Below are 11,773 nucleotides of genomic sequence, written 5' to 3'. Positions count from 1 at the left end.
TCAGTCGAACTCCACCACGATCGCCGACGCGCCGCCGATCCTGCCGGCGGCGAGATCGCGGTAGGCGCCTTCGGCGGCGTCCAGGCCGTGCAGCGTCTCGATCGCGAGCTTTTCCCGCACGGCGGGCACGAACTTCGCCCACGCGCGTCCTGTCACGTCCGCGAAACCGGCGGGTCCGAGCTTCGCGAGCGTTGTTTCGGCGACCGCCGGCGCGAAGAACAATGTCGGCGTGGGGCCGGGGAGGGGCGTATCGCCGCCCTGGCTCCAGTGCGTCATGCCCACGATGGCGCTGTGCTTGAGCGCATCGCCGAGCCGCGCATGGACCGCCTGCGTGAGCGCACGGTCGCCCGCGAAGTCCACGAACACCGAAGGCCGCTCTTCGAGCGTGCCGACCTCATCATAGGTGAGCACTTGGGTATAGGAGCCGAGGTCTTCGGTAAAAGCTCGGTTCGCCGCGGAGGTCAGGCCGATCACCTGCACGTCCCCGCGCCGCGAAAGATTGAACGCCGCCGCCATCGCGGTTTTCGATGACGCGCTCGACAGGATCACCTGCTCGGCCCCGAAATCATCAGCGCCCTCAAGGAAGCTGTCGATCAGCCACCCTGTCATGAACAGCGGCCGGAACAGCGCATCGAGCGCTTCTTCGCTCGCAAGGCGCGGCTCCACGCGGCTGTAGCGGTTGTAGATGTCGGCAAGGCCCTGCCGATGCGGTGCGGCATCCATGAAGCCGCCGGGAGCCGATACGGGCTCGCGGACCAGAAGATGCGTTGCAAGCGGCCAGTAACCGTAGAAGCGGTCGCCCACGGCAAACCCCGGCGCGCGGCTCTCCACCACCTCGCCGAAGCCCCACACGGGGAGAATGCCCTTGCCTTCGGGGCCCGGAAAGAAGCGCCAGTAGCCGAGCATCTCGCCCGCCGCCGCGTAGGTGACGTTGTTCGCTGTGAGCGCGATGCGGCGGATCGCGAAGAGCACGTCGCCGTCGGCCACCTCGGGCATCGGTTTGCTGTCGCGCGAGGTCACGGCGATGGCCCCGCGCGTGATGAGCATCCGCTTCCGGAACACCGTCTCTGTCATGATCCGTCCTCCCCGAATGCGAGTCTATCGAAACGCATCGCACATGGGCAGCTGACGATTTCGTGCAACGAATCGGTTGCGCGATGAATGGCTAAATGCAACAAAATGATTGCATGATAGAGGAGGCGGATATGACCAGTACCGACAAAATCGAACAACGTGTCTATCTGGCCGCCACGCCGGAGCGCGTCTGGCGAGCACTCACGGATGCAAACGAGTTCGGAACCTGGTTCGCCAGCGAACTGGAAGCGCCGTTCGCGGAAGGCCGCACGGTTTCGATGACCTGCCTCGGCGAGCGCTTCGCCATCGACATCGTCGAGATGACACCGCCCCGCCGCCTCGTCTGGCGCTGGCATCCGGGCTGGGTGGACCACAGTCTCGATTACTCGAAGGAACCCAAGACCACGACCGTCTTCGATCTCGTGCCGCACGCCGATGGTACGATGCTCACCGTCACCGAAACCGGCTTCGATGCGATCAACGCAGCGCGGCGGCCCTCGGTGTTCCGCGACAACGTCAACGGCTGGCTCGAACAGGCCGCATCGCTGAGGAAATATCTTGAAAGCGCAGGCTGAACGCGCCGCGCGGTTTGCTGCGCTCGGCGATCCGCAGCGCCTGCGCCTTGTGGAAACGCTGGCGGAGCGCGGCGAAGCGTCGATCAGCGACCTCAGCAGCGGCGCAGGCGTCACGCGTCAGGCGGTGACGCGCCACCTCAAGGTGCTTGAAGGCGCCGGGCTGGTGCAGGGCACGATGCGCGGCCGCGAGCATGTGTGGGCGCTCGATGCCGATGGGCTTGCGACGGCGGAAGCGGAGTTCGAGCGGTTGAAGGCCGCGTGGCGCCAGCGTCTGGCCCGGCTCAAGCTGCTGGTGGAAAGGGAGTAGGGGGTCTCACGGTTCGGCCGTGCGTCCCTCGACTTCGCTCGGGATGAATGTTCTTTGTACCCGGTAAAAAACGGGCATCATCCCGAGCGAAGTCGAGGGACGCACAACGCTGCTGGTGAACTAAGCACCGTTTGCTTGAGATCAAAGAGCATTCGTGTTTCAGATGCCTCACTCAGGAATAGGAAGCGTGCTGTGAAACAGCCGGGCTCAGTAAAATCGCTGGAAAATCTGGGGCGTGTAAGGCTGTCGAAGAACTTCTTCATGCGCGACTTCCTGTATTCAGAGATTGCCAACTTCTACGGCATCCAGAATGTTCCGGATGACCCCGATCTTGCCATCGCGGCGGGAACGCGGCTTTGCGAAGAGCTTTTGGAACCGCTTCAGGCCCGGTTCGGACGGATCTCGATACGCTCGGCCTATCGCTCCTGCGCTGTGAACGAACTCGGAAACGCAAAGGGGCACAACTGCGCTTCAAACACGGCAAACTATGCCAGGCACATCTGGGACAGGCGCGACAGCCAGGGCCATATGGGCGCAACCGCCTGCATCGTGGTGAACAGCTTCATTGACTATTACGGGCAGACCGGCCGCTGGGAGGCGTTGGCATGGTGGATTCACGACCACCTGCCCTACAGCGAGATGGAGTTCTTCAACGCCTACGCTGCGTTCAATCTTTCATGGCACGAAGCGCCCGCGCGGCGGATCACGAGTTGGATACAACCGGGCAAACGCGTGCTGACGCAATCCGGGGATGCTGATGTCGAACGCAATCATGCCGCCGAATACAGGCCGCTTCTGGCGTATTTGGCGGGATAGTCCGCTCAAATCCCCATTTTCCGCGGCCGCGTTTTCCCGAACCGCGTCTTGCGCGTTCCCGGCTTGCCCTCCTTCGCCCGGCCCTTGGGCCGTGCCACCTGCAAATCCGTCGGGAGCCCAAGCTCCGACGCTTCCAGCTTGCGAATTTCGTCCCGAATGCGGGCGGCGGTTTCGAATTCGAGGTCGGCGGCGGCGGCTTTCATCTTCTCTTCGAGATCGGCGATGTAAGCCTTGAGGTTGTGGCCGACGAGGTGCGGGGTCTCGTCGTCGATATCGACGGTGACGCGGTCGGCCTTGTCGGTGACATGCGCGATGATGTCGCCGATGTTCTTCTTGATCGTCTGCGGCGTGATGCCGTGCGCCTCATTGTAGGCGACCTGCTTGGCGCGGCGGCGGTCTGTTTCGGCGAGCGCGCGCTCGATCGAGCCGGTGATCGTGTCGGCGTAGAGGATGACGCGCCCGTCGACGTTGCGCGCGGCGCGGCCGATGGTTTGCACGAGGCTGGTTTCGGAGCGCAGGAAGCCTTCCTTGTCGGCGTCGAGGATCGCGACGAGCCCGCATTCGGGGATGTCGAGCCCTTCGCGCAGCAGATTGATGCCGATCAGCACGTCATAGACGCCAAGCCGCAGGTCGCGGATCAGCTCGATGCGCTCCAGCGTCTCGACGTCCGAGTGCATGTAGCGCACCTTGATGCCCGCTTCGTGCAGGAACTCGGTCAAATCCTCGGCCATGCGCTTGGTGAGCGTGGTGACGAGCGTGCGATAGCCCTTGGCGGTCGTCTCGCGGATTTCGCCGATCAGGTCGTCGACCTGGCTTTCCACGGGGCGGATTTCCACGGGCGGGTCGATGAGGCCGGTGGGGCGGATCACCTGCTCGGTGAAGACGCCCGCCGTCCGCTCCATCTCCCAGCGTCCCGGCGTTGCCGACACGAAAGTCGATTGCGGGCGCATCGCGTCCCACTCGTCGAACTTCAGCGGGCGGTTGTCGATGCATGAGGGCAGGCGGAAGCCGTATTCGGCGAGCGTCAGCTTGCGCCGGAAGTCGCCGCGCGACATCGCGCCGATCTGCGGCACGGTCTGGTGGCTTTCGTCGACGAAGAGCAGCGCGTTTTCGGGGAGATATTCGAAGAGCGTGGGTGGCGGTTCCCCGGGAATACGCCCGGTGAGGAAGCGTGAATAATTTTCGATGCCCGCGCAGCTTCCGGTGGCGGCGATCATTTCGAGGTCGAAATTGGTGCGCTGCTCCAGCCGCTGCGCTTCGAGCAGTTTGCCCTCCGCTTCGAACTCCTTGAGGCGCTCGGCAAGTTCGGCCTTGATGGCGATGGTGGCCTGTTTCAGCGTCGGGCCGGGCGTCACGTGGTGCGAATTGGCGTAGACCTTCACCGTATCGAGCCGCGCGCCCTTCTCGCCGGTCAGCGGGTCGAACTCGGCGATTTCCTCGATCTCGTCACCGAAGAAGCTGATACGCCAGGCCATGTCTTCCAGATGGCTCGGGCAAATCTCCAGACTGTCGCCGCGCACGCGGAAGCTGCCGCGCACGAAGTTCGCGTCGTTACGCTTGTATTGGAGGGCGACGAGCTTGCGGATCAGCTCGCGGTTGTCGACGCTCTCGCCCTTGTTGAGCTTGAACGTCATCGCCGAATAGGTCTCGACCGAGCCGATGCCGTAAAGGCAGGAGACGGAGGCGACGATGAGCACGTCGTCGCGTTCCAGAAGCGCGCGGGTGGCCGAGTGGCGCATCCGGTCGATCGCCTCGTTCACCGAGCTTTCCTTCTCGATGTACGTGTCCGATCGGGGAACGTAGGCCTCGGGCTGGTAGTAGTCGTAGTAGCTGACGAAATACTCGACCGCGTTGTTCGGGAAGAACGACTTGAACTCCCCGTAAAGCTGCGCCGCGAGAATCTTGTTGTGCGCGAGGACGAGGGTGGGGCGCTGCAGTGCCTCCACGATCTTCGCCATCGTGAAGGTCTTGCCCGAGCCGGTGACGCCCAGCAGCACCTGGTCGCGATCTCCGGCCGTTATGCCCGAAACCAGCTCCGCGATCGCTTGCGGCTGGTCGCCGGAGGGCTGATAGTCGCTCGCCAGCTCGAACCGCCGCCCGCCTTCCGACTTTTCCGGGCGTTCGGGACGATGGGGCTGGAACACGGGCTGCTCCGAAGGATCGGTCAGCGACGTGCGAATCCGGATGTTGGTCATTGCTTAACTATGGGGAGCGTAGGGGCGAAATGCCAGATGGGCGTAGTGTGCCCTGATTCGGTGATGGGGACGGCCGTCTGGTGAACGATAAGGGGTCTTGAGAGATGAAACGTTTGCTTGCAGGGGTCTGCATTGCATGGGTTGCGACGTCCGCGATGGCGGCGCCGAAGACGACAGCTATGAAGGCGACAACCTCCACAAATGCGCTTTGGGTGACGACCGGATCGATCGTCAGCGTGTCCGGAGCGGGCCTCACCGCCGAACAAATCGAAACGATCAAACAGCAAAAGCTCTCCAATACGACCTGCATGGCACGCAGCCCAAAGCCCGCCGATATCCAGACAGCGATCGGCAACACGTTCGGATCCTGCACCTTTTCGAAGTTCGGTCTCGCCAAGACCACCATCCGCGCCACGATGAAGTGCAATGGCACCTATGGCCCGATGGACGCGGACTTCGTCGGTTCACGCGGAATGATGAGCTATTCGGGCACCAACAACGCGGTTTTCCCGAACACGGGCGGCAATGTCTATGTGAAGTCAGTGATCAGCGGGAAGATCAGCGGCAACTGCTGAGGGTCTGTAAACGACAAAGGGTCTGAAATTATGCGTACTGTAAAATTCATGCTGCCCATCCTCGCCGTAGCCGCATTGCCTGCGGGCGCCGAGGCGGCCGGCAACTCGCTCTGGACCACGACGGGGTCGATCGTCTCGGTTAGCGGGCCGGGCGCGGATGCGGAAACCCAGACGACGCTGAGATCGATGCCGATCAACCACAGCGTCTGCGCTGCGAAGAGGCCTGACAGCAGCGAGATCAAGTCCGTGATCGGCGCGGCGTTCGGAACCTGCAAATATTCGAGCTTCTCGGTTCGCATCGGCCGTGTGGCTGCGAAGGCGCAATGCAAGGGCGGGCCCTATGGCGACGCGAGCATTGCCTTCAACGGCACGTACAACGGCACGTCCTATTCCGGCTCGAACACGTCCGTGTTCAAGACCGGCACCGGCGATCTGACCGTGCGCTCGAACATCAGCGGGAAAGTCAGCGGCAGCTGCTGATGCTTTTTGGGAGCGGACCGGCTGGCGGTTCGCTCCGCGCCTTGCTAGCCTTGCCTCTCGTATCCAAAACGGGAGGGACTCATGCTCGGCTATGCTACCGTCGGCACCAACGACATCGAAAAGGCGCGCGGCTTCTACGACGCGCTGCTCGCGGAGTTCGGCGCGAAGCGCCTGATGGCGTTCGATAACGGTTTCACCATGTACGGCACGGGCTATGACGCGCCGATGCTGGCCGTGACGCCGCCCTACGACGGCAAGGCCGCGACCGTCGGCAACGGCACGATGATCGCGCTCGTTGCGGGAAGCCGCCCGCAGGTGGACGCGATCTATGCGAAAGCCCGTTCGCTCGGCGGCGCCGACGAGGGCGCGCCCGGCGTTCGCGGAGAGGAGGGGCCGCAGGCGTTCTACGGCGCCTATTTCCGCGATCTCGACGGCAACAAGCTCTGCGTGTTCCGCATCGGAGGCGCCGCATGAAGCGCCTTCTGCTCGCCGCCGTGGCGGCTGCGGCTCTCGCTGCCCCCGCCGTCGCGGACCCGGCGCTGAAGTCGGCGATCAAGGCGGATTACGACGCCTATCTCGGTCCGCTGTTCACGCATTTCCACCAGAATCCGGAGCTGTCCTACCTCGAAACCGAGACCGCGAAGCGCATGGCGGCGGAGCTCAAGAAGGCCGGCGCGACCGTCACGACGGGCGTCGGCGGCACCGGCGTCGTGGGCGTGATCAAGAACGGTGACGGCCCCGTCCTGCTGCTGCGCGCGGATATGGACGGGCTTCCGGTCGAGGAAAAGTCCGGGCTGCCCTATGCCTCGAAGGTCACGCAAAAAGGCCTCGACGGGCAGATTTACCCGGTGATGCACGCCTGCGGCCACGATACGCACATCACGGCGATGGTCGGCACGGCGCGCCGCCTCGCCACGATGAAGGACAAATGGAAAGGCACGATCCTGTTTGTCGTGCAGCCCGCCGAGGAGCGTGTGGGCGGCGCGAAAGCCATGCTCGCCGACGGGCTCTACACGCGCTTCCCCAAGCCGGACTATGCGGTCGCCTTCCATGTCGACTCGAAACTGCCGTCAGGCAAGATCAGTGCGTCCGAAGGCCTGCAATATTCGTCGGCGGACAGCGTCGATATCAAGGTGAATGGCGTGGGCGCACACGGCGCCGCGCCGCACGCGGGCAAGGACCCGGTCTACATCGCCTCCGCGATCGTCGTGGCGCTGCAGTCGATCGTCAGCCGCGAAGTTGGCCCGCTGTCGCCCGCCGTGATCACGGTCGGCGCGTTCCACGCGGGGCACAAGCACAACATCATCTCCGACCGCGCAGACCTTCAGCTCACCGTCCGCGCCAATGACGAGGCGACGCGCGCGCAGCTGATCGCTGCGATCGAGCGTGTCGCGAAGAACGTCGCGCGGGCGAACGGCGTCGCCGAGGACCGGCTGCCCGAGGTGAAGGTCAGCGAAGGTACGCCCACGACGATCAACGACGGGCCGCTCGCCCGGCGCATGAACGCGGCGTTCGCACGCGATCTGGGGCCGGACGTGATGATCCCCTTCGTGCAGGAATCGATGGGGGCGGAAGATTTCGCCTTTTTCGTGCAACCCGAACTCAAGGTGCCTGGATACTATTTCGGCGTCGGCGGCACGCCGCAGGCCGCGTTTGATGCGGCGAAGGCGGGCGGTCCGCCGGTGCCTTCGCACCATTCGCCGCTGTTCAAGGTCGCGCCGGAGCCTGCGGTAACGCTCGGCACCGAGGCGATGGTGAGTGCGGCGCTCGAACTGCTCAAGCCGAACTGAGTATATTTCAAGGTTAAGCGCCTGTTATCTTTACCTTGATTGCGCCCGCAGTATAATCGCGGGCGTAATTTTCACGAAGGACTCTCCTCATGCGCGCCGGGTTCAGGCTCCTGCTTGCAGCGACAGCGGCGGTGCCTCTGGCCGCCTTCGCCGGTAACGCCCTCTCGCCCGGGAAATGGGCCTCGACCGGCGCGGTCACGTCCATCGACATGCCGGGAATGCCGCCTGAGGCGCTCGCCATGATGAAGAAGCGCCCGATCAGCCACAGCTATTGCCTTACGCCCGAACAGGCGGCGAAGGATCCGCGGCAGATGTTCAAGGGTGACAACGGCGAGTGCGAATATACGAAGTTCAATATGACCGGCGGCAGGCTGAACGCAGCGATGCAGTGCAAGGGGCCGCAGGGCAAGATGACCATGACGATGCACGGCACCTACAGCGCCACGAGCTATGAATCGACCAACGTCATGGTCGTCGAAGGGCCGCGCGGCAACATGAAGATGACCTCGAAGATCAGCGGCAAGCGCACGGGCGCCTGCTAGCCTCACCCTCTCAAACCTCTCTGCTTGTGGAAGGGCCAATGCCTTCCTAGCCTTCCCGCAGTTCTGGGGAGGGACACCATGAAAGCCATGACCGGTATCGCCCTTGTTGCGGCGATCCTTGCCGTATCCGCGCGCGCGGAGCCCGCATTTCCCGATGCCGCCGCCAGCGATCCGGTAAAGCTCGGCTGGATGCAGGGTTCGCCGCCGCCGCCCGATAAGCGGGTCGCGTTCGGCGACTACAGCTTTTTCACCTTCCCCAAGTGGCGCTGGAGCTTTTCGCACTGGCGCGAACTGATGCCGAGCGTGGGAATCTCGCGCGGAGCTGGGCCGGTGAGCGCACTGCCGCGCGCCGAACGCAGCGACATCGACGGCGTGACGTTCTTGCCGATCGGCGGCTCGGCGCCGATGACATGGGCCGCTTCGCTCGCGGCGAACTACACCGACGGCATCGTCGTGCTCCACAAGGGGCGCATCGTTTACGAGCGTTATTTCGGCGCGCTGAAGCCCGAAGGCGAGCACATCGCCTTTTCGGTCACCAAGTCGTTCGTGGGCACGCTCGCCACCATGCTGGTCGTGGAGGGGAAGATCGATCCGGCGAAGACCGTGGCGTTCTATCTGCCCGAACTGAAGGACAGCGGCTTCGGCGACGCGACCGTCCGGCAGGTGATGGACATGACGACCGGTCTCGATTTCAGCGAGAAATACGGCGACCCTAATTCCTCGTTCGCGGGCTATGTCGCGGCGATCGGGGCGGGGCCGCGTCCGGCGGACTACGCGGGGCCGAACGGCGACTATGCCTATCTCGCCACCGTGAAGAAGGCGGGCGCGCACGGCGAAGGCTTCACCTATCGCACGGTCAATACCGACGTGCTCGGCTGGATCGTCTCGCGCGTCGGCGGAAAGCCGTTCACCGAGCAACTTGCGGAGCGAATCTGGGCGCCGATGGGCGCGGAAGCCGACGGTTATTTCCAGGTAGACCCGGTTGGCACGCCGTTCGCGGGCGGCGGCTTCAACATGCGCCTGCGCGATCTCGCGCGCTTTGGCGAGTTGATGCGGCTCGGCGGACGCATGAACGGCAAGCAGATCATCCCCGAAGCCGCGATCGCGGACATCGTGCGCGGCGCCCGCAAGGAAGATTTCGCGAGTGCCGGCTACGCGACGCTGCCGGGGTGGAGCTACCGGAACCAGTGGTGGGTCAGCCACAACGCGCACGGCGCCTACACCGCGCGCGGCATCCACGGACAGGCGATCTATGTGGACCCGAAGGCCGAAATGGTCATTGCCCGCTTCGCCTCGCACCCGATGGCGGGCAACGTGAACTTCGATCCGACGTCGCTTCCGGCGTATCAGGCGCTCGCAGAGCACCTGATGCAGGCGAAGTGATCAGGTCGCAGGCGCCGCGGGAGGCTCCGTTCCGCGCGAAAGCCGGTCCGCCAGTTTGAACATGAACGGGTTGAGCGCGATCGAGAGCAGCGCTGCGGCCAGGATCAGGTTGTTCGTGTCGTGCGAAATCAGTTCGAGCGTAACGCCGAGCCCGGCGAGGATGAACGAGAACTCGCCGATCTGCGCGAGGCTCGCCGCAATCGTGAGCCCTTCGCCCCGTTCGCGTTTGAACAGGCTCGTTACCGCCACCGCCGCGATGGACTTGCCGATAAGGATGATCGCCAGCGTCGCGATAACGCCGACCGGTTCCCGGATGAGCGTCGATGGATCGAACAGCATCCCTACGGATACGAAAAACAGCACGGCAAACGCATCACGCAGCGGCAGCGAGCGCTCCGCGGCGTTGTGGCCGAGCGGCGTGCTGTTGAGCACGAGACCCGCGACGAAGGCGCCGAGCGCGAACGAGGCACCGAACACCGCATAGGCGAGCCAGGCGATGCCGAGCGCGATGGCAAGCACGCCGAGCGTGAACAGCTCGCGCGAGCGCGTATGTGCGATCCACACGAGGATCACCGGCATGGCGCGCACGCCGACCACGAACATCAGCACAAGGAACGCCGCGATCTTTGCGAAGGTCCAGGCGATTTCGCGCGCGATCGCCGCACCGCCGCCCATATTTCCCATGTCCGCAAGCAGCGGCAGCAGGACGAGCGCGACGATGATCACCATGTCCTCAACGAGCAGCCAGCCGACGGCGATCTGTCCGATGCTCGTTTTCAGCTGCCCCCGGCCTTCGATCGCGCGCAGCAGCACCACGGTCGATGCGACGGAGAGAGCGAAACCGAAGATCGCAGCTTCCGGCCCTGACATGCCCATCAGCAAACCCGTGCCCCAGCCGAGCGCGGTGGCAACCGCGATCTGCACGAGGGCGCCGGGCAGCGCGATCGATTGAACGCGCATCAGTTCCTTCGGAGAGAAATGCAGCCCGACACCGAACATCAGCAGGATGACGCCGATTTCAGCGAGCTGAGGCGCGAGCGATTGGTCGGCGACCCAGCCCGGCGTGAAGGGGCCAACGACCACACCGGCAACAAGATATCCGACGATCGGCGAGAGTTTCAGCCGGTTCGCCAGCATTCCGAACAGAAAGGCGAGCACGAAGCCGCCGACGAGAATAAGGATCAGGTTATCGTGGTGCACGCGCCTCGCATTTCGATTTCGAATTGAGTTTGCGTGATCTTATACAGGCCGACGCTGGCACGTCACCCGTACTTGCTGAATAATTGTTCGTGGCTGCGGCGTCTTCACAATGCCGGACGGATCGCTGCCAGTGTTTCGGGTTCCGCCTTCAATCGCCCGCCGCTCAGGATCTCCGCGGCGCGCGGGGCGAACATCATCAGCAGCTGCCCGAGCCCGAGCGCGAAACCGAGCGCCAGCAGCGGATGCACGAGGAGGAGGAGCGGGTAGGCCGGCGATCCCAGGGGGCCCGTCAGCCGTTCGAACAGCGGCGTGGCAAGCCAGATCAGGATCATGTGCGAGCAGAACAGGAAGAAGGCGTAGGGCTCCAGCCAGCGGAACATCGCCGGGCGTGCCGCAAGCCCCCACGCGATCCGCGCGAACGCGAGCGCGGCGGCAAGGCGCAGCCCGAGATCGAGCAGCGGCGTCAGCGCCGGCGACATCGCGATGCCGCCCGGCACGGGCACGCTGACGATCAGCTTGATGAGCCCGACGGCGACAAACGGCGCCAGCGCGGCGGCGAACGGCACATCGGCGATGCGCGCGCCGAGTGTGTGGCGCCGCGCGCCGATGCCGAGCAGGAAGAAGAGCAGGATCGGTGGACGCAGCATCAGCGGGAACGACCAGCCCGACACGCTCCACGCCGCGACGAGAAGGATCGTGCCCGTCAGAAACGGCCCGCGAAACTGCAGGAGCAACGGCGCCATCACCATGCAGACGAAGAGGTCGCGGAGGAACGGTGTCTGCACGTTGATGTGATTGGGCGTCAGGATCGAAAACAGCTCGTCGATCAGCCACCA

Annotated in this window: 13 protein-coding genes; 9 read left to right on the top strand and 4 right to left on the bottom strand. The window is 64.2% G+C overall.

Annotated elements, in window-relative coordinates; translation table 11 throughout:
• On the bottom strand, nt 1–1,074 hold the full coding sequence (locus H2052_RS16910; protein WP_293784436.1) for a DUF2855 family protein: 1,074 nt from the start codon (nt 1,072–1,074) through the stop codon (nt 1–3).
• A 131-nt stretch (nt 1,075–1,205) separates the two neighbouring features.
• Between H2052_RS16910 and H2052_RS16905 the strand changes: the two genes are divergently transcribed.
• The 3 genes from H2052_RS16905 (at nt 1,206) to H2052_RS16895 (ending at nt 2,772) form a co-directional block, all read left to right on the top strand.
• Complete coding sequence (locus H2052_RS16905) at nt 1,206–1,649, top strand: SRPBCC family protein (protein ID WP_293784433.1); 444 nt, start codon at nt 1,206–1,208, stop codon at nt 1,647–1,649.
• Entirely contained in the window at nt 1,633–1,956 is a 324-nt protein-coding gene (locus H2052_RS16900) for a metalloregulator ArsR/SmtB family transcription factor (RefSeq protein ID WP_293784430.1), read from the top strand. The genes H2052_RS16905 and H2052_RS16900 overlap by 17 nt, the downstream gene beginning before the upstream one ends.
• A 192-nt stretch (nt 1,957–2,148) precedes the next feature.
• Complete coding sequence (locus H2052_RS16895) at nt 2,149–2,772, top strand: hypothetical protein (RefSeq protein WP_293784427.1); 624 nt, start codon at nt 2,149–2,151, stop codon at nt 2,770–2,772.
• 5 nt (nt 2,773–2,777) lie between these two features.
• On the opposite strand, the gene uvrB is transcribed toward H2052_RS16895, so the two are convergent.
• Complete coding sequence (gene uvrB / locus H2052_RS16890; protein ID WP_293784424.1) at nt 2,778–4,967, bottom strand: excinuclease ABC subunit UvrB; 2,190 nt, start codon at nt 4,965–4,967, stop codon at nt 2,778–2,780.
• A 104-nt stretch (nt 4,968–5,071) separates the two neighbouring features.
• Here uvrB and H2052_RS16885 point away from each other — a divergent pair, with 104 nt between their 5' ends.
• The 6 genes from H2052_RS16885 (at nt 5,072) to H2052_RS16860 (ending at nt 9,737) form a co-directional block, all read left to right on the top strand.
• Nucleotides 5,072–5,542 (top strand): DUF3617 family protein, encoded by a 471-nt coding sequence (locus tag H2052_RS16885; protein ID WP_293784421.1) that lies wholly within the window; start codon nt 5,072–5,074, stop codon nt 5,540–5,542.
• A gap of 30 nt (nt 5,543–5,572) precedes the next feature.
• Nucleotides 5,573–6,022: a DUF3617 family protein gene (locus H2052_RS16880; protein ID WP_293784418.1), complete on the top strand. Its 450-nt coding sequence runs from the start codon at nt 5,573–5,575 to the stop codon at nt 6,020–6,022.
• Nucleotides 6,023–6,103: 81 nt separating this feature from the next.
• Nucleotides 6,104–6,496: a VOC family protein gene (locus H2052_RS16875; protein ID WP_293784415.1), complete on the top strand. Its 393-nt coding sequence runs from the start codon at nt 6,104–6,106 to the stop codon at nt 6,494–6,496.
• Nucleotides 6,493–7,812, top strand: coding sequence for an amidohydrolase (locus tag H2052_RS16870; protein WP_293784412.1), 1,320 nt, complete (start codon nt 6,493–6,495; stop codon nt 7,810–7,812). Before H2052_RS16875 ends, H2052_RS16870 begins: the two co-directional genes overlap by 4 nt.
• An 89-nt stretch (nt 7,813–7,901) precedes the next feature.
• A complete protein-coding gene (locus H2052_RS16865) occupies nt 7,902–8,354 on the top strand; it encodes a DUF3617 domain-containing protein (RefSeq protein WP_293784409.1) in 453 nt (150 codons plus the stop codon).
• Nucleotides 8,355–8,432: 78 nt separating this feature from the next.
• Complete coding sequence (locus H2052_RS16860) at nt 8,433–9,737, top strand: serine hydrolase (RefSeq protein ID WP_293784406.1); 1,305 nt, start codon at nt 8,433–8,435, stop codon at nt 9,735–9,737.
• On the opposite strand, the gene H2052_RS16855 is transcribed toward H2052_RS16860, so the two are convergent.
• Entirely contained in the window at nt 9,738–10,937 is a 1,200-nt protein-coding gene (locus H2052_RS16855) for a cation:proton antiporter (RefSeq protein WP_293784403.1), read from the bottom strand. It lies immediately after the preceding gene.
• 104 nt (nt 10,938–11,041) lie between these two features.
• On the bottom strand, nt 11,042–11,773 hold a 732-nt coding region (locus tag H2052_RS16850), incomplete at its 5' end, for an acyltransferase (protein ID WP_293784400.1).

The sequence above is a fragment of the Sphingosinicella sp. genome, assembly GCF_013911755.1.
In the GTDB taxonomy this organism is placed as follows: Bacteria; Pseudomonadota; Alphaproteobacteria; order Sphingomonadales; family Sphingomonadaceae; genus Sphingosinicella.
The sequence above is the reverse complement of the archived record's forward strand: the minus strand, read 5'-3'. Positions and strand labels throughout refer to the sequence as shown.

Excerpts from the sequence above, each read along its gene's own strand:
- H2052_RS16860 (WP_293784406.1), top strand. The coding sequence starts at position 8,433 with ATGAAAGCCATGACCGGTATCGCCCTTGTTGCGGCGATCCTTGCCGTA.
- H2052_RS16910 (WP_293784436.1), bottom strand. The coding sequence starts at position 1,074 with ATGACAGAGACGGTGTTCCGGAAGCGGATGCTCATCACGCGCGGGGCC.
- uvrB (WP_293784424.1), bottom strand. The coding sequence starts at position 4,967 with ATGACCAACATCCGGATTCGCACGTCGCTGACCGATCCTTCGGAGCAG.
- H2052_RS16905 (WP_293784433.1), top strand. The coding sequence starts at position 1,206 with ATGACCAGTACCGACAAAATCGAACAACGTGTCTATCTGGCCGCCACG.
- H2052_RS16885 (WP_293784421.1), top strand. The coding sequence starts at position 5,072 with ATGAAACGTTTGCTTGCAGGGGTCTGCATTGCATGGGTTGCGACGTCC.
- H2052_RS16870 (WP_293784412.1), top strand. The coding sequence starts at position 6,493 with ATGAAGCGCCTTCTGCTCGCCGCCGTGGCGGCTGCGGCTCTCGCTGCC.
- H2052_RS16865 (WP_293784409.1), top strand. The coding sequence starts at position 7,902 with ATGCGCGCCGGGTTCAGGCTCCTGCTTGCAGCGACAGCGGCGGTGCCT.
- H2052_RS16875 (WP_293784415.1), top strand. The coding sequence starts at position 6,104 with ATGCTCGGCTATGCTACCGTCGGCACCAACGACATCGAAAAGGCGCGC.
- H2052_RS16880 (WP_293784418.1), top strand. The coding sequence starts at position 5,573 with ATGCGTACTGTAAAATTCATGCTGCCCATCCTCGCCGTAGCCGCATTG.